The organism is Micromonospora sp. NPDC005197 (assembly GCF_040608295.1).
In the GTDB taxonomy this organism is placed as follows: Bacteria; Actinomycetota; Actinomycetes; order Mycobacteriales; family Micromonosporaceae; genus Micromonospora.
In genome coordinates, this window is the sequence record NZ_JBEXHY010000114.1 from 1 (window position 1) to 16,431 (window position 16,431).

A 16,431-nucleotide genomic window follows, 5' to 3' on the forward strand; every position below is an offset into this window, starting at 1 on the left:
GGGTGTTGGGGGGGGGGTGGGGGGGGGGGGGGGGGCACCCCGCGGCGGGGGGGGGGGGGGGCGCCCCCCCCCCCCCCCCCCCCCGCCCGTACCCGTCACTGCAGGTAGCGCTCGACCTCGGGCTTGGGGCGTTCGCCCTGGGAGTCCGGGTCGCCGTGGGTGGTTCGGGCGGCCCGACGGCGGCGTAGCAGGTCCCAGCACTGGTCGAGGGACTCCTCCAGGGCGCGCAGCCGCTCGCTGGCCTCGCCCTCGGTGCCCGACTCGTGGGCCTGGGCGTCCGCGCGCAGCCGGTGTTCCTCGTCGACCAGCTCGGAGATCCGGTTCAGGATGGTCTTGTCGTCCATGCCACAGAGCCTGGCACAGGGTGCCCGACATCGCCCGGATTCGCAGGTACCGGTGCGTCCTGGCGCGCCCGCGCCGCCCGCCCTCTGGGATCGCCCGGGTGCGACCCGGCGGGCGGGCCCGCTGGCCGAGCAGCCCACGGACCCGCCGTCCCGTGGGCTCGCCGGCGGCTGCGACCTCAACGTGCACGGGTGCGACCTGCATCGGTGCCGCATCCTGACTATCCACTCAGGACTCAGGCCGGCCATCGCCATCGATGTCCGTTGGGCGTGTCGGTGGAATCTCACCGGTCACAGGTCTAGAGGTGCCCCCGAATTGGTGAGATGCTTCCGTCGCCCAGAAGGTGAAAGTTCCACAGTCCCGACCGGCCGAAGTGGACAACCCAGGCCGGCGGAACGACGAGGAGACGTTGCATGTCCCAGGTGTCCGATGCCGGCCCCACCCCCGTCAGCACCGAACCCCGGATGATCCCGCTCCGTCGCGCCCTGCCCGCGCTGGTCCGCGACCCGCTCGGCGCGCTGGTCGGCTTCGCGGACGCCGCTGGCGGCGAGGTCGTCCGGCTGAACCTCGGCTCGTTCCGCCCCTACCTCGTCAGTCACCCGGAGCACCTGCAACGCGTGCTGAGGGACAACGTTGCCAACTACACCCGCGACGGCGACGGCCTGTTGTGGCGGCCGGTCCGCCGGATCGTCGGCGACGCCATCCTGGTCGCCGAGGGCGAAATCTGGGAGTCCAGCCGCGGCGCGCTGCAACCGCTGTTCACCGCGAAGCGGGCCGAGACGCTCGTCGACCGGATGGCCGAGGCGATCAACGAGGCCGTCGACGAGTGGCTGGAGCCCGCCCGCGACGGCCGCCCGATCGACGGCGGCGCCGAGCTGACCCGGATCGTGCTGCGGACCACCATGCGGGTGCTCTTCGCCGACCGCATCTCCGTGCCGGACGCGCTGCGGATCAGCGCCGCGCTGGACACCGTCACCACCGCGATGCTCCCGCGCCTGCTGGTGCCCTTCGTGCCGTACGCGGTGCCGATGCCCGGCGACCGACGCTTCTCCGAGGCCGTGCGGACCATCGACGAGGTGGTGCTGCCGATCATCCGGGAGGCCCGGGCCCGGCCCACCGACGGCGACGACATCATCTCCACCCTCTGCCGGCCGCGCGCCGACGGCAGCGAACCCGACGAGTACGCGATCCGCGGCGACGTGGTGGCGATGTTCTCCACCGCCACCGAGACCACCATCGCCCTGCTCTCCTGGCTGTGGCCGGTGCTGGCCTCCCGGCCCGACGTGGCCGAGCGGATGACCGACGAGATCGAGCAGGTGGTCGGCGCGGAACGGGTCGGCCGCGAGCACCTGCCGCAGTTGCGCTACGGCCGCATGGTGCTCGACGAGATGCTGCGGCTCTACCCGGCCGGCTGGATGATCCCCCGGACCGCGGTCGGCGACGACGTGCTGGGCGGTGTGCGGATCAAGGCCGGTGGCACGGTGCTGGTCAGCCCGTACGTCACCCAGCGGATGTCGACGTTCTGGAACGACCCGACGCTGTTCGACCCGGAGCGCTTCGCGCCGGAGAAGCCCCGGCGGCGCTACCGCTACTCCTACTTCCCGTTCGGCGGCGGCCCGCACCAGTGCCTCGGGCAGTACCTGTTCCTGCTGGAGGCGCAGCTCATCGTCAGCACCGTGCTGAGTCGCTACCGCTTCCGACTGCGCGAGCCCGTAGGCCTGACACCCCGGCTCGGCGCCTCGCTGCAACCCAAGCAGCGGGCCGAGCTGATCGTCACTCCGGTCGAGCGGCCGGTCGTGTCATGACCGGGGTCCCGTGGCCGGTGCAGGCCGGGCCCGACGCGGTCGCCGAGCAGGGCCGGGTGTGCGCGCTCGCCGTCCGTGGCGTCCGCGACCTGCAGGGCGTCACCGCCGCCCACCCGGAACTCTTCGACGCCGCGCCGTTCGACGCCGCGCTGCTCAGCTCGGTGGCCACCGCGATCGCGTTCACCGCGCCCTGGCACACCGCCGCCGAACTGCGGATCACCACCCGTACCCTGCTCTGGGTCTTCGCCGCCGACTGGCAGGTCGACTACCTCGCCCGGTCCGCCGACGACGTCCGGGCGATCGTGACCGACTGCCTGGCGGTCGCCGACGGCGCCGCGCCCCCGCCGGGCCGGCACCTGGCGCGGCTGCTGGCCGACCTGCGCGACGAGTTGGCGACCGTCCCGGCGTTCACGCGGCTGCGCCCGATCTGGCGCGACGAGCTGGCGCGGATGCTCGCCGCCGTGTCGCGTGAGTGGGACTGGAAGAACCTGCCGACCGACCCGACCACCGGGCGACGCCTGCCGGACCTGGACCGCTATCTGGACAACGCCGACAACCTCGCCTGCTCCTTCGTCAACGTCACGCACTGGATCGCCACCGGCGACGAGCGGACCCTCGCCCAGTTGACCGACCTGCTGGACGCCGGACGTGGCGTGCAGCGGGTGCTGCGGTTGGTCAACGACCTCGCCACGCACGGGCGGGACGCCGAGTGGGGTGATCTGAACGCCCTGCTGCTGGTCGACGACCCGGCGCGGGTGCACGCCCGGCTCGCCGAGCTGACCACCCGGTCCCGCGGCGACCTGGCCGCTCTCGCCGAACGCTGCCCCCGCCAGGCGGACTACCTGCACCGGCAGATCTCCTTCACGGGTGGCTTCTACCAGCTGTCGGACTTCTGGGGGGCACGCGGTGAGTGAGGGCTCCCCGCGCGTACTGGCCGAGCCGGCCACCGACGCCGCGCGCGAGCTGATCGCCGGCCTCGCGCTGCGGCCGTGGGGGCAGGTCGCCGCCTCGGTGTACGAGAGCGGCCGGCTCGTCGCCGGTGCGGCCTGGCTGCCGGGACACCACCAGCGGATCGGGTTCCTGCTGCGCGAGCAGCGCCCGGACGGCGCGTGGGGCCCGCCCGAGGGGTACGCCCTGGTGCCCACGCTCAGCGCCACCGACGCTCTGCTCGCCGCGCTGGCCGACGGCGGGTGGTCCGGGCCGGACCTGCTCGCCCCGGTGGCGCGCGGGCTCGACGCGCTCACCGGCCGGCTGCTCGCCACGCACGCGCGGGCGTTGCCGGACACCCCGGCGCTGGACCTCATCGTCCCCGCGCTGGTCGAGTCGATCAACGACCGGCTGACCCGGCTGGACCGGGCGACCGCCGACCGGCTGCCCCACCCGCCGCTGACCCTGCCACCGGGGCTCGGCCCCGACCGGTTGCGCGCGGTACGGGCCGCGGTGGCCGCCGGGGCGGCGCTGCCGACCAAGCTGGCCCACTTCTACGAGGTGCTGGACGCGACACCGCCCGACGCCGGGCCGACGCTCACCGCCGTCGGCGCCTCACCCGCTGCGACCGCCGCCTGGCTGACCGCCGCCGGCCCGGACGCCGGCCCCGCCGCGCACGCCTTCCTGCGGGAGTTGATCCGCGAGGGCGACGGGCCGGTGCCCTGCCCGGCCCCGATCACCGTCTTCGAGCGGGCCTGGGTGCTCGGCGGGCTGCGCCGCGCCGGTGTCGCGGTCAACCCGCCGGCGACCGTGCTGCGCACCCTGGCCGCCGCCACCGCCGCCGAGGGCGTCGCCACCGGCGAGGGCCTGCCGACCGACGCCGACACCACCTCGGTCACGCTGGACGCGCTGGCCCGGCTCGGCCATCCCGCCGACCCGGCCAGCCTGTGGGCGTACGAGACGGCAGACGGTTTCTGCACCTGGCCGGGGAGCGAGGACGGCTTCTCGGTCACCACCAACGCGCACGTGCTGGACGCGTTAGGCCAGCACGTGGCCGCGCACCCCGGCGCGGACACGCGCTACCACCGGGCGATCGAGCGGCTCAGCATCATGCTGCCGGCACACCAGCTCGCCGACGGCCCCTGGCAGGACCGGTGGCACGCCTCGCCGTACTACGCCACGGCCTGCTGTGTGCTGGCCCTGGCGGAGTTCGGTCGCGGCGGCGTGGCGGCCGAGGCGGTGGACCGGGCGGCCCGTTGGGTGCTGGACAGCCAACGCGCCGACGGCTCGTGGGGGCGGTGGGGCGGAACGGCCGAGGAGACCGCGTACGCCCTGCAGGTGCTGCTGGCCGCACCGACCGGAGCGCCCCGGGTCGACGACGCGGTGGCGCGCGGCCACGCCTACCTGCACCGGCCGTCCGGTCGGGTCGACCCTCCACTGTGGTACGGCAAGGAGCTGTACTGTCCTACCGCGATCGTCCGCGCGGCGGTGCTGGCCGCCTGCCGGCTGGCCTCCGTCCATCTGGCGGATGCCAACCGTTCGGTGGTGGATTGTGGTTACGCGGCAACAAAAACAACAACTTGAGGGGTTGTGTGGACACTGCTAGCGTACGCAGAGCCTCAGCCCCGTTCGCCCCGCCGTGGCGGGACGTCGTCTGCCATGATCACCCGTTGATGAGCTGAGTCAACCCCGGCCTGGGACGGTTCAATGCGTTCTCGCGGTACGAGTATCCGCACCAAGGTTGTCGCCCTGCTGCTCTCCCTGGTCGCGCTCTGGATGTTCGCGGCATGGGTGACCCTGCGGGACGGTTTCAACCTGCTCGGTGTCCAGCTGCTCAACAGCAGGGTCTACACGCCCAGTGAGCCGTTGCTGCAGGAGCTCCAGTTGGAGCGGCGGCTGACCCAGGCGTACCTGAGCAACCCCGACGCCGAGCAGCGCGCGACGCTGGAGGCCGAGCAGGGCAAGGCCGCGCGGTTGGCCGAGGACTTCGCCGCCTCGGTCCGCAACTGGCAGGTCGACGTGGCCGGCAGCTCGGCGCTCGACGCCCAGCTGGACGCCACGATCGCGCAGGTCGACGGGCTGAAGCAGACCCGCGCCGACGTGCTCGCCCGCAAGGTGGACCGGATCTCCGCCGCCGACGCCTACACCGACGCGATCGAATCGATCTTTCGGATCTACGACGTCACGGGCAGCCTGGACGACAAGGAGATCGCCGCCGACGCGGCGGCCCTGATCCAGCTCAACCGGATGAAGGAGCTGATCTCCCAGGAGGACGCGCTGCTCAGCGGCCTCTTCGGCAACGGCCGGATCAGCGGCCCGGAGTACGCCCGCTACGTCAGCCTGGTCGGCGCCGAGCGGTTCCTCGGCGAGGAGACCCGGGCCCGGCTCGCCGACGCCGACCAGCGCCGCTACCGGCAGCTCGTCGAGGGCGAGGCGTTCACCCGGCTACGCGCCGTACAGGACAGCATCATCCGCGAGGGCCGGCCGGCCACCCAACTGCCGGTCAGCGCCGAGCAGTGGCGCGGCACCGTCGAGCCGGCGCTGGCCGAGGTGAACGACGCCGTAACCGACGGCGGCGAGGGCATCGTCGGCCGGGCCACCGGCGTGGCCGTGATGGTCGTCGTCCGGCTGGTGCTCGCCACCGGCCTGGGCCTGCTCGCCGTCATCGCCTCGGTCGTCGTCTCCATCACCACGGCCCGGACCCTCCTGCGCCAGCTCGAACGGCTGCGGCAGGCCGCCTGGCAGCTCGCCGACGAGCGGCTGCCCCGGGTGGTCGAGCGGCTCGGTCGCGGCGAGGAGGTCGACGTCGCCACCGAGGCGCCCCCGCTGGAGTTCGGCACCGACGAGATCGGCCAGGTCGGCAAGGCGTTCAACGCCGTCCAGGAGACCGCCCTGAGCACCGCCGTCGAGCAGGCCGAGCTGCGCCGCAACGTCCGCGAGGTGTTCCTCAGCCTGGCCCGGCGTACGCAGGCGCTGGTGCACCGCCAGCTCACCCTGCTCGACGCGATGGAGCGGCGTGAACACGACGCGGAGGAGTTGGAGGACCTGTTCCGGGTCGACCACCTGGCCACCCGGATGCGGCGTAACGCGGAGAACCTGATCGTGCTGTCCGGCTCCACCCCGGGCCGGGCCTGGCGGCGCAACGTCCCCATGGTGGACGTGGTGCGCGGCGCGGTCGCCGAGGTGGAGGACTACACCCGGGTCAACGTGCTGCCGCTCGGGCCCGTCTCGCTCGCCGGCCGGGCGGTCGGCGACATCATCCACCTGCTCGCCGAACTGATCGAGAACGGCCTGTCGTTCTCACCGCCGCACACCACCGTCGAGGTCCGTGGCCAGCTCGTGGCCAACGGGTTCGCCATCGAGATCGAGGACCGCGGCCTCGGCATGAGCGAGGAGGACCTGGCCGCGGCGAACCACCGCATCGTCGACCAGTCCGAGCTGAACCTCGCCAACGCCGCCCGGCTCGGCCTCTACGTGGTGAGCCGGCTGACCGAGCGGCACGGCGTGCGGGTCCGGCTCAAGGAGTCGGCGTACGGCGGCACCACCGCCGTCGTGCTCATCCCGCTGGACTTGGTCACCTCGAACGGGACCGCCCCGGAGACCTCCGGCGCGTTGCCGGTCGGGCCGACGGCCATCGCGCTGCCCTCGGGGCCGCCCGCCAGCGGTCCCGCCGACGGCGGCCGTTCCGCCAGCCTCTCGTCGGTCGCGGTGGCCGCCGCGGCGACGGACACGAGCGGTCCGGGCGCGGCGCAGCCGGTGACCCCCGTCGCCCCGGTGCCGGCCGAGAGCAGCACCCCGACCGAGCAGCAGGTGGACGGAACCGACACCGACGTCGTACTCCCCACCCGGCAGCGCACGACCCTGGGCGCCTCGGCGGCGGAGCTGCCCACCCGGGCCCGGCGTGGCCTGGGCCAGCCGGCCCTGGAGGGCCCGACGGTGCCCACCGGCCTGCCCGCGGTGGACCGGGGCGGCCCGAGCGGCGGCGGCAGCGAGCCGGGCGGCGAGGGCGAGCCGGGCGGCGAGGGCGAGCCGGGCGGCGAGGGCGGGCCGGGCGGCGAGGGCGGGCCGATTCCGGCGCGGGCCGAGACAGACCGGACCGGCTCGGGCCTGCCGGTCCGCGTTCGCCAGGCGAACATCGTTCCCGAGCTGCGCGACGACCCGGCGGCGGCAACCGAGTCCGACGAGGAGGACGTGGCACGGCCGCCGGAGCAGGTACGCCGGATGATGAGCTCGTATCAGACCGGCACCCGGCGCGGTCGGACCGACGCGGCGCGACTGCTCGGTGGCGCGTCCGACGCCTCGTCGAGCGGTACGTCCGAGCCGACCGACGAGGAACCACAAGCCACCTGACCGAGCGCCGGTGCTGCGGGTTCCCGCGCGGTGTGACGGTCAAGCCCAAGACGAATACGGCGCAACTGCCGGGCGAGAAGAGGACGACGAAGTGGCCCAGAAGACGGCTTCGAGTGCCGACCTGACGTGGTTGCTGGATGATCTGGTGGGCCGGGTGAAGCAGGCCGAGCATGCGGTCGCGCTCTCCACCGACGGGCTGTTGATGGCTTCCTCACAGGGGCTGAGCCGCGACGACGGCGAGCACCTCGCGGCGATGGCGGCCGGCATCCAGAGCCTGGCCCGGGGCGCCGGCAAGCGCTTCGGCGGTGGGCAGGTGCAGCAGACCATCATCGAGATGCAGTCGTCGTTCCTGTTCGTCACAGCCGCCGGCCGCAACGCCTGCCTGGCTGTTCTCGCCAGCGAGGACGCCGACGTCGGTCTCATCGCGTACGAGATGGCGATGCTCGTCACCCGGGTCGGCAAGTACGTGGCCTCCCCGTCGCGGAGCGCCGAACAGTCGGCTGGCGAGAGGTAACGGCCATGACGGTGCAGGGGGAGTCCGCAGAGCATCAGTGGGTGGATGACCATGCGGGCCCGGTGGTGCGCCCGTACGCGGTGACACGCGGGCGTGCCCGTCCGGTCACCGGCACGTTCGACCTGATCTCCCTGGTCACCGCGACCCGTGCCGACGTGACGCCGGAGGTGGGTCTCGGTCCCGAGCACCTGGCGATCGTCGGCCTGTGCCAGCGAATACAGTCCGTCGCCGAGATCGCCGCCCACCTCGACCTGCCGGTGGGGACCATCCGGGTGCTCCTCGGCGATCTGGCGGCCCGCAACCTCGTGCAGGTACGCGAACCGCAGACCACGGCCGGTCTTCCCGACAACAGCATCTTCGAGGCGGTAATCAATGGACTACGGGCACTCTGAGCGGCCGGCGGGAGCGACGCCACTGCCCACCGCGATCAAGATCCTGGTCGCCGGTGGTTTCGGCGTGGGCAAGACCACCATGGTCGGCGCGGTGAGCGAGACCCGGCCGTTGCGCACCGAGGAGGTGCTGACCGAGACCGGCGTCGGCATCGACGACCTGTCCGGGGTGGAGGGTAAGACCACCACCACCGTGGCGATGGACTTCGGTCGGATCACCATCAGCGACGACCTGGTGCTCTACCTGTTCGGCACACCGGGGCAGGACCGGTTCTGGTTCGTCTGGGACGAGCTGGCGCTGGGCGCGATCGGCGCGGTGGTGCTTGCCGACACGCGCCGGTTGGCCGACTGCTTCCCGTCGATCGACTACTTCGAGGGTCGGGGCACCCCGTTCGTGGTGGCGGTGAACTGCTTCGAGGGCGCCCGCCAGTACCGGCTCGACGAGGTGCAGACCGCGTTGAACCTGGACCCGGGCGTGCCGGTGCTGCTCTGCGACGCCCGTCAGCGCGAGTCCAGCAAGGAGGTGCTCGTGACCCTCATGGAGCACGCCATGAAGACCCGCGAGGCTCGCCGGCGCGCCGCCAGCGGGGACTGACCGACGGTCGGGGCAATTTTCCGGGCACCCGTGTCCGGATCGGCCCCGGCCGTTCGTCATGCTGGCGACACCCGGAAAACCCGAGGGAGCGCCAGATGAAGTTCATGATGTTCGTTTGCAGCGACACCGCACCGGACACCGACCCGACCGAGCTGCCCGACATCCACACGTGGGTGGCCGACAACGACACCCGCGGCCGTCGCCTCACCGGCAACGTGCTGGCGCCGACCACGGCGGCCACCACCGTCCGGGTCCGCGACGGCGAACTGCTCGTCTCCGAGGGGCCGTTCGCCGAGACCACGGAGGTCATCGTGGGCTTCGACCTGCTCGACTGCGCGGATCTCGACGAGGCGATCGAGGTGGCGCGTACCCACCCGATGGCGCGGGAGGGGCGGCTGGAACTGCGCCCGTTCGGTGCCCTGTCGGACTGATCGAATGGCTCGCACCGACACCACGACCGGTGCGCCCGACGACGTCGGCGCGGCCGTGGCGGCGCAGGCCGTCGCGGCCGCTGGCGTCGACGCGTACCCCCGGATCGTCGCGACCCTGATCCGGGTGACCGGGGACTGGGCGTTGGCCGAGGACTGCGCGCAGGAGGCCCTGGCCGTCGCGCTGGAGCGCTGGCCCGGCGACGGCGTGCCGGCGAACCCCGGCGCCTGGCTGCTGACCGTCGCCCGCAACCGCGCGCTCGACGTGCTGCGCCGGACCGCCGTCGAGCGCCGCAAGCTGCACGAACTGGCGGTCCTCGCGCCGGACGACGCGTGGCCCGAGACCCCGGCGGGGGAGGACGTGGTGGACGACCGGCTGCGGCTCATCTTCACCTGCTGCCATCCCGCGCTCGCGATCGAGGCTCGGGTGGCGTTGACCCTGCGGACCGTCTGCGGGGTGCCGACCGCCGACATCGCCCGGCTCCTGCTGGTCAGTGAGTCGACGATGACCCGCCGGCTGACCCGCGCCCGGACCCGCATCGCGCAGGCCGGCATCCCGTACCGGGTGCCGAGCGGGCCGGCGCTGGCCGAGCGGCTGCCCGGGGTGCTCGCCGTGCTGTACCTGCTGTTCACCCGGGGCTACGTCGTCGACGGCGAGCCGGCCTTCGCCGACGAGGCGGTCCGGCTGGCCCGGCTGCTCGACCGGTTGATGCCGGAGCAGTCCGAGGTGGCCGCGCTGCTGGCGCTGCTGCTGTTCCAGCACTCCCGCCGGGACGCCCGTCGCGACGCCGCAGGCAACCTGCTCACCCTTGAGCGGCAGGATCGCGCGCGGTGGGACCGCGCGGCCATCGCCGAGGGCCAGGCCGCCCTTGCTCGGGTACGCCACGACGGGCCGTACGCGTGGCAGGCCCGGATCGCCGCCTGCCACGCCACCGCGCCGTCCGCGGAGGCCACCGACTGGTTGACGATCGCGCGGGCCTACGACGCGCTGGCCGACATCCGGCCCTCACCGGTGATCGCGCTCAACCGCGCGGTCGCGCACGGCTACGCGTACGGGCCGTACGCCGGATTGGGCCTGCTCGACGCGGCGCAGACCGGGGGAGGGTTGGACGGCAACCCGCTCGCCGTGGCGGTGCGCGCCGATCTGGTCGCCCGGCAGGGTGACCGGCTGCGGGCCGTCGCGCTGTTCCGGGAGGCCGCTGAGATGGCCGGCTCGACCGCCGAGCGCCGTGCGCTGCTCGACCGGGCGGACGACCTCGCGAGGTAGCCGGATCCTCCGGGTCAGCCGCGCTTGGCCAGCACCAGGAAGCGGGTCCAGGCCGCCGGGTCGAAGGCGAGCGTCGGACCGGCCGGGTCCTTGGAGTCGCGTACGCCGATGACGCCCGCGAGGTTGTCGGCCACCTCGACGCAGTCGCCGCCGTTGTTGCCACTCTTGCTGCTCTTGCGCCACCGAGCGCCGGTCAGGTCCATGATGCTGCCGCTTCCCTGATGAGGTTGAGGGATTGCGCCCGCGACAGTGCTCCGTCACGAATGCGCTCCCACCGTCGGTCGAGCGTAGCAACGTCGACCGCCTTGTCGATGAGCTGCGCTTGCGCCTGACTGTCGACGTGGGCGACCCGCGCCCCGTCCGGCATCTCGGCCACGGTGAACGGCCCACCGAGGCCCGGATACATGCCGACATCGGCGGGCACGACGAACAGCGACACGTTCGGCAGCGCGCCCTGCTCGGCCAGCCGCTCGCACTGCTCCCGCATCATGGCCCGGTCGCCGTCGATGGTGCGCCGGAGAATTCCCTCGTCGAGGACCGCGACGAGCAGCGGCGGACGTTCCCGGCGCAGGATCGCCTGCCGACTCAGCCGCGCCTCGGCGAGATCGTCGGCCTCGGTCGGCGTCAACGCCTCGCCGACCAGTGTTGCCAGCGCGTACGCCTTCGTCTGAAGCAGGCCCGGTATCCACGCGAGCTGAAACGACCGCAGCGACAGCGCCTCGCGCTCGATCTCGGCCCAGGGCCGGAACCAGGCCGGCGTTCGACGCTTCAGCGCGTCCGGCCACAGCTCCTCGACGTTCCGACCGAGCAGCTCGGCGACCCGGGCACGATGACGAGTCTGGGGAATTCGATCCCTGCTCGCCCACTTTGCCGCCGTCTTCGGATCGACACCAATCTGAGCAGCGAGACTGTCCGCTGTGTAGCCCTTTTCGACCATGGCCGCCTGTACGGCTCGATTCATCTCCACACCCTCCAGAACGTTCCAGACGTCGGAGGCAAATACTTCTACGCGGTGTAATTGTTTGGCAACCCTCGGCAGGGTGCTGTGTAGACAGCATCGACGAGGGAGCGCAGGATGCCCGAGGAAAAGCCGCGAGAGCACGCGAAGCCGACCGTCGGTCCGTTGCCGTCCCGGCCGAAGCAGCCGCGCAAGAGCGCGCCCCGCCCCATCGAGCGGCTCATTCCTCCGCACCGTGGTTCCGGTCGCGCCGCCAACGTCGTACCCGAATCACGCTGGCGACCCCGGTGCGGCCCGCCGGTCGGGCACACCGCCGACGGTCCTTTCTGGATATGCGACGCCTGCGGGCGGGACTGGCCCTGCCCGGCGCTGCGAGCGACCCCGACGGACGCTGCTCGCCGCGCGACCCTTATCCCCGAGTTCTCCCGGATCACCCGGCGGGCGATCCGGGACCTGCGCGGCCAGCCGGGCGGCCCCGATCCGGTGGCCATCGTTCGCCGTTTCCTCTGGTTCCTGCCCCTCACCGACGAAGAGGCCCGCGCGGTCGCGCTGCGACTGCGCTGAGCGGGACCTGGTCCGGATCCTTCGCTGGCCGTACCACGTTCTTGCCCTTTGCTCTGCTTCAACGGGCGCAACGGCACCGCACGGTCAGTGTTGCGCCGAGTGAAGCAGAGCAAAGGGCGCGAGACAGCTACCCGGGGCATGGGAAGGCAGAGACGGGGAAGGGCCGCTCCCCGCCAGCGCGGGAAGCGGCCCTTCGCAAATGTCGTACGCGATCAGTTGGCGATCATGCGGCGCAGCACGTACTGCAGGATGCCACCGTGGCGGTAGTAGTCCGCCTCGCCCGGGGTGTCGATCCGCACGACGGCCTCGAACTCCACGCCGGTGTCGGTCGTGACCCTCACCGTACGCGGGGTGTCGCCGTCGTTCAGGGCGGTCACACCGGTGATGGTGAACATCTCGGTGCCGGTCAGGCCGAGCGACTCGGCGGTGACGTCCACCGGGAACTGCAGCGGCAGCACGCCCATGCCGATCAGGTTGGAGCGGTGGATCCGCTCGTACGACTCGGCGATGACCGCCCGCACGCCCAGCAGCATGGTGCCCTTGGCCGCCCAGTCCCGCGACGAGCCCGACCCGTACTCCTTGCCGGCAAGGATGACCAGCGGGATGCCGGCCTCCTGGTAGGCCATCGAGGCGTCGTAGATGGAGGTCTGCTCGCCGGTGAGGTGGTTGACGGTGAAGCCGCCCTCCACCCCGGGCACCAGCTGGTTGCGCAGCCGGATGTTGGCGAAGGTGCCTCGGATCATCACCTCGTGGTTGCCCCGGCGGGAGCCGTACGAGTTGAACTCGTGGCGCGGCACGCCGTGCTCGGCGAGGTACGTGCCGGCGGGGGAGTCGGCCTTGATCGAGCCGGCCGGCGAGATGTGGTCGGTGGTCACCGAGTCACCCAGCTTGGCCAGCACCCGCGCGCCCGAGATGTCGACGACCGGGCTCGGCTCCTGCTGCATGCCCTCGAAGTACGGGGGCTTGCGCACGTAGGTCGAGTCGCTGTCCCAGGCGAAGGTGTCGCCGGTCGGGGTGGGCAGCGACTGCCACCGCTCGTCGCCGGCGAAGACGTCGGCGTACGCGGCGCTGAACCCGGTCGCGCCGATCGCCTGGGCGATGACGTCCTGGATCTCGGCACTGTTCGGCCAGATCTCGCGCAGGAAGACCGGGTTGCCGTCGCTGTCCTCACCGATCGGCTCGTTGGCCAGGTCGATGTCCATCGTGCCGGCGAGGGCGTACGCGACGACCAGCGGCGGGGACGCCAGGTAGTTCATCTTGACGTCCGGGTTGATCCGGCCCTCGAAGTTCCGGTTGCCGGAGAGCACCGAGACGACCGACAGGTCGTGCTCGTTGACCGCCGCCGACACCTCCTCGGGCAGCGGGCCCGAGTTGCCGATGCAGGTGGTGCAGCCGTACCCGACCAGGTTGAAGCCCAGCTTGTCCAGGTAGGGGGTGAGGCCGGCCCGCTCGTAGTAGTCCATGACGACCTTGGAACCCGGGGCGAGGGTGGTCTTCACCCACGGCTTGCGGGTCAGGCCCTTCTCCACGGCGTTGCGGGCCAGGAGCGCGGCACCGATCATCACCTGCGGGTTGGACGTGTTGGTGCAGGAGGTGATCGCCGCGATCACCACGGCGCCGTGGTCCAGCTCGTACTCGACGCCGTCGGCGCCGGTGACCCGGATCGGGTTGGTGGCCCGGCCGCCCGCGCCCACCGCCGCGGTCTCCAGGTCGCGCGGCTCGTCGGCCGGGTCGCTGAACTCGTTGGCGGGCGGGTCGCTGGCCGGGAACGACTCGGCGCTGGCCTCGTCGGCCGGCCCGTTCGCGCCGCGCGGCAGCTCCTCGCGGGGCACACCCGGCTTGAGGTCACGCTCAACGTCGGATTCCTCGGCGACGTAGTCGGTCAGCGCCGAGCGGAACAGCGTCTTGGCGGCGCCCAGCGGCACCCGGTCCTGCGGACGCTTCGGGCCAGCGAGCGACGGCTCGATGGAGCCCAGGTCCAGCTCCAGGCGCTCCGAGTAGTCCGGCTCCGCCTTCGGGTCGTGCCAGAGGCCCTGCTCCTTGGCGTACGCCTCGACGAGCGCGACCTGCGCGGCGTCGCGGCCGGTCAGCTCCAGGTAGCGGATCGTCTCGCCGTCGATCGGGAAGATCGCGACGGTGGAGCCGTACTCCGGGGACATGTTGCCGATGGTGGCCCGGTTGGCCAGCGGCACGGCGCTCACGCCGGGGCCGTAGAACTCGACGAACTTGCCGACCACGCCGTGCTTGCGCAGCATCTCGGTGATGGTGAGCACCAGGTCGGTGGCGGTGGTGCCGGCCGGCATCTCGCCGGACAGCTTGAAGCCCACCACGCGCGGGATCAGCATGCTGACCGGCTGGCCGAGCATCGCGGCCTCGGCCTCGATGCCGCCGACGCCCCAGCCCAGCACGCCCAGGCCGTTGACCATCGTGGTGTGCGAGTCGGTGCCGACCACAGTGTCCGGGTACGCTTGGCCGTTGCGCTCCATGATGGTGCGGGCCAGGTACTCGATGTTGACCTGGTGCACGATGCCGGTGCCCGGGGGGACGACCTTGAACTCGTTGAACGCGGTCTGGCCCCAGCGCAGGAACTGGTAGCGCTCCCTGTTGCGCTCGTACTCCAGCTCGACGTTGCGGGCGAACGCGTCCTCGCGACCGAACAGGTCGGCGATCACCGAGTGGTCGATGACCAGCTCGGCGGGGGCGAGGGGGTTGACCTTGGTGGCGTCGCCGCCCAGCTCACGTACCGCCTCGCGCATGGTGGCCAGGTCGACCACGCACGGCACGCCGGTGAAGTCCTGCATGAGCACCCGCGCCGGGGTGAACTGGATCTCCACGCTCGGGTCGGCGGTCGGGTCCCACCCGCCGAGCTGGCGGATGTGGTCGGCGGTGATGTTCGCGCCGTCCTCGGTCCGCAGCAGGTTCTCCAGGAGGATCTTCAGGCTGTACGGCAGCCGATCGTGGCCGTCCACCTTGTCGATCTTGAAAATCTCGTAGCTCGCGTCTCCGACGCGTAGCTGGGTCTTCGCACCGAAGGTGTCGAGGCTCGCCACGTCGTACTCCTTCACACCAGCGACCGTGAGTAGTCCTGAGCAGTGTGTCGCACCGGCCGGGGTGCCGCCGAGGTTAGGTGACACTTACCGACGATTCCGCTCTCAAACAAAACCGTACGTCCGTCTTGCTAGTTTCGCAACTCGGCGCACGGTTCGCCCATCGCTTCACCCCTAGCCTCCTAGGATGGATAGGGGGTGTGCGCGTGCCCGCACCACCCGCCTGCCGGGTCTTCGTCGAGGGGCCGGTCGGGCAGGCCGCCGCGGGTAGGGTTCGAGGTCCGGTCGGAGGAGGGTCAACCGTGTTCGACGTCCAGCACTGGCTCGTGTCGCTGCCGCCGATCGCGGTCTACCTGCTCGTCGCCGGGGTGATCGGCGTGGAGAGCATGGGGGTACCCCTGCCCGGTGAGATCGTCCTGGTCAGCTCGGCCCTGCTCGCGGCCACCGGAGTGGTGGAGCCGGAGTGGGTGGCCACGGCCGCCGCTACCGGAGCGATCGTGGGCGACTCCATCGGGTACGCGGTGGGTCGCCGCGGCGGCCGCCCGCTGCTGGCCCGGCTGGGCCGACGCTTCCCCCGCCATCTCGGCCCCGCCCAGCTAGCCCGGGCCGAGCAGAGCTTCGCCCGGCACGGCGTCTGGGCGGTGTTCTTCGGCCGGTTCGTGGCGCTGCTGCGGATCCTGGCCGGCCCGCTCGCCGGGGCACTGCACGTGCCGTACCGGCGGTTCCTGCTGGCCAACGCCGCCGGCGGGCTGGTGTGGGCGTTCGGCACCACGTACCTGCTGTTCACCGTCGGCCGGGCCGCCGAGCACTGGCTCAAGGACATCTCCTGGGCCGGCCTGGTCCTCGCGGTGCTCGCAGGGCTGGCCAGCACGTGGTGGCTACGCCGACGGGCCCACCGCGTGAGTGCGGCCGAGCCGGCGCAGTCCACTGAGCCGGCGCAGTCCGCGGAGCCGGCCCGCACCGGCAGGGATCGCTGACCCGGGGCATGCCGAAAGGGCCGGACCCCTGTGGTGGGGTCCGGCCCTTGTCGGTGTGTGGTTCTCAGCTGGTGGCGTAGCCGCGGGTGGCGATCCAGTCGGCGAGGTGCTCGACGGTGATGTCGTAGGAGGCGGTGTTCGGGTCGGCCGAATCAGCGATCCGCACAACGTCACCGTTGTCGCGGTAGCCCACGACGCTGATGTAGTGCCCGCCTTCGAACGAGTGGGTGTTGCCGTCGGTGTCGGTGCTGGTGCCGGCGATGTTGGC

General features: G+C 72.2%; 15 protein-coding genes and 1 pseudogene. 11 read left to right on the plus strand and 5 right to left on the minus strand.

The features are described 5' to 3' along the window. Window positions 1-95: 95 nt before the first annotated feature. The gene (locus ABZU46_RS25815) at window positions 96-344 is read right to left on the minus strand and encodes a DUF2630 family protein (RefSeq protein ID WP_354861771.1); all 249 of its coding nucleotides are present in this window, start codon (window positions 342-344) and stop codon (window positions 96-98) included. Window positions 345-809: 465 nt separating this feature from the next. Here ABZU46_RS25815 and ABZU46_RS25820 point away from each other — a divergent pair, with 465 nt between their 5' ends. The 9 genes from ABZU46_RS25820 to ABZU46_RS25860 all read left to right on the plus strand — a co-directional run bounded on the left by ABZU46_RS25820 (window position 810) and on the right by ABZU46_RS25860 (window position 10,617). Continuing rightward, entirely contained in the window at window positions 810-2,147 is a 1,338-nt protein-coding gene (locus ABZU46_RS25820; RefSeq protein WP_354861786.1) for a cytochrome P450, read from the plus strand. Beyond that, the gene (locus tag ABZU46_RS25825) at window positions 2,144-3,061 is read left to right on the plus strand and encodes a terpene synthase family protein (protein WP_354861773.1); all 918 of its coding nucleotides are present in this window, start codon (window positions 2,144-2,146) and stop codon (window positions 3,059-3,061) included. Before ABZU46_RS25820 ends, ABZU46_RS25825 begins: the two co-directional genes overlap by 4 nt. Beyond that, a complete protein-coding gene (locus ABZU46_RS25830) occupies window positions 3,054-4,658 on the plus strand; it encodes a prenyltransferase/squalene oxidase repeat-containing protein (protein ID WP_354861775.1) in 1,605 nt (534 codons plus the stop codon). Before ABZU46_RS25825 ends, ABZU46_RS25830 begins: the two co-directional genes overlap by 8 nt. A 123-nt stretch (window positions 4,659-4,781) precedes the next feature. Next, entirely contained in the window at window positions 4,782-7,424 is a 2,643-nt protein-coding gene (locus ABZU46_RS25835) for a nitrate- and nitrite sensing domain-containing protein (RefSeq protein WP_354861776.1), read from the plus strand. Window positions 7,425-7,515: 91 nt separating this feature from the next. Beyond that, entirely contained in the window at window positions 7,516-7,938 is a 423-nt protein-coding gene (locus tag ABZU46_RS25840; RefSeq protein WP_354861787.1) for a roadblock/LC7 domain-containing protein, read from the plus strand. A gap of 5 nt (window positions 7,939-7,943) precedes the next feature. Beyond that, window positions 7,944-8,330, plus strand: coding sequence for a DUF742 domain-containing protein (locus ABZU46_RS25845; protein WP_007462630.1), 387 nt, complete (start codon window positions 7,944-7,946; stop codon window positions 8,328-8,330). Next, entirely contained in the window at window positions 8,311-8,922 is a 612-nt protein-coding gene (locus ABZU46_RS25850; protein ID WP_354861778.1) for an ATP/GTP-binding protein, read from the plus strand. Before ABZU46_RS25845 ends, ABZU46_RS25850 begins: the two co-directional genes overlap by 20 nt. Window positions 8,923-9,026: 104 nt before the next feature. Then, window positions 9,027-9,353: a YciI family protein gene (locus tag ABZU46_RS25855; protein ID WP_354861789.1), complete on the plus strand. Its 327-nt coding sequence runs from the start codon at window positions 9,027-9,029 to the stop codon at window positions 9,351-9,353. Between the two features lie 4 nt (window positions 9,354-9,357). After that, on the plus strand, window positions 9,358-10,617 hold the full coding sequence (locus ABZU46_RS25860) for a sigma-70 family RNA polymerase sigma factor (protein ID WP_354861780.1): 1,260 nt from the start codon (window positions 9,358-9,360) through the stop codon (window positions 10,615-10,617). A gap of 14 nt (window positions 10,618-10,631) precedes the next feature. Here ABZU46_RS25860 and ABZU46_RS25865 read toward each other — a convergent pair whose 3' ends face one another. Then, window positions 10,632-10,820 (minus strand): DUF397 domain-containing protein, encoded by a 189-nt coding sequence (locus ABZU46_RS25865; protein ID WP_210917330.1) that lies wholly within the window; start codon window positions 10,818-10,820, stop codon window positions 10,632-10,634. Further along, a complete protein-coding gene (locus ABZU46_RS25870) occupies window positions 10,811-11,578 on the minus strand; it encodes a helix-turn-helix transcriptional regulator (RefSeq protein WP_354861791.1) in 768 nt (255 codons plus the stop codon). Before ABZU46_RS25870 ends, ABZU46_RS25865 begins: the two co-directional genes overlap by 10 nt. Before the next feature lie 114 nt (window positions 11,579-11,692). Between ABZU46_RS25870 and ABZU46_RS25875 the strand changes: the two genes are divergently transcribed. Next, window positions 11,693-12,139: a hypothetical protein gene (locus ABZU46_RS25875; protein ID WP_354861782.1), complete on the plus strand. Its 447-nt coding sequence runs from the start codon at window positions 11,693-11,695 to the stop codon at window positions 12,137-12,139. Between the two features lie 212 nt (window positions 12,140-12,351). On the opposite strand, the gene ABZU46_RS25880 is transcribed toward ABZU46_RS25875, so the two are convergent. After that, window positions 12,352-15,204 (minus strand): aconitate hydratase, encoded by a 2,853-nt coding sequence (locus ABZU46_RS25880; protein WP_354861783.1) that lies wholly within the window; start codon window positions 15,202-15,204, stop codon window positions 12,352-12,354. A 284-nt stretch (window positions 15,205-15,488) separates the two neighbouring features. Between ABZU46_RS25880 and ABZU46_RS25885 the strand changes: the two genes are divergently transcribed. Continuing rightward, window positions 15,489-16,163, plus strand: a complete 675-nt coding sequence (locus ABZU46_RS25885; protein ID WP_354861785.1) for a DedA family protein — start codon at window positions 15,489-15,491, stop codon at window positions 16,161-16,163. A 64-nt stretch (window positions 16,164-16,227) separates the two neighbouring features. On the opposite strand, the pseudogene ABZU46_RS25890 reads toward ABZU46_RS25885, so the two are convergent. Continuing rightward, window positions 16,228-16,431: pseudogene (locus ABZU46_RS25890) on the minus strand (phytochelatin synthase); the annotation flags it as partial.

Excerpts from the sequence above, each read along its gene's own strand:
- ABZU46_RS25815 (WP_354861771.1), bottom strand. The coding sequence starts at position 344 with ATGGACGACAAGACCATCCTGAACCGGATCTCCGAGCTGGTCGACGAG.
- ABZU46_RS25825 (WP_354861773.1), top strand. The coding sequence starts at position 2,144 with ATGACCGGGGTCCCGTGGCCGGTGCAGGCCGGGCCCGACGCGGTCGCC.
- ABZU46_RS25835 (WP_354861776.1), top strand. The coding sequence starts at position 4,782 with ATGCGTTCTCGCGGTACGAGTATCCGCACCAAGGTTGTCGCCCTGCTG.
- ABZU46_RS25845 (WP_007462630.1), top strand. The coding sequence starts at position 7,944 with ATGACGGTGCAGGGGGAGTCCGCAGAGCATCAGTGGGTGGATGACCAT.
- ABZU46_RS25850 (WP_354861778.1), top strand. The coding sequence starts at position 8,311 with ATGGACTACGGGCACTCTGAGCGGCCGGCGGGAGCGACGCCACTGCCC.
- ABZU46_RS25855 (WP_354861789.1), top strand. The coding sequence starts at position 9,027 with ATGATGTTCGTTTGCAGCGACACCGCACCGGACACCGACCCGACCGAG.
- ABZU46_RS25860 (WP_354861780.1), top strand. The coding sequence starts at position 9,358 with ATGGCTCGCACCGACACCACGACCGGTGCGCCCGACGACGTCGGCGCG.
- ABZU46_RS25865 (WP_210917330.1), bottom strand. The coding sequence starts at position 10,820 with ATGGACCTGACCGGCGCTCGGTGGCGCAAGAGCAGCAAGAGTGGCAAC.
- ABZU46_RS25870 (WP_354861791.1), bottom strand. The coding sequence starts at position 11,578 with ATGAATCGAGCCGTACAGGCGGCCATGGTCGAAAAGGGCTACACAGCG.
- ABZU46_RS25875 (WP_354861782.1), top strand. The coding sequence starts at position 11,693 with ATGCCCGAGGAAAAGCCGCGAGAGCACGCGAAGCCGACCGTCGGTCCG.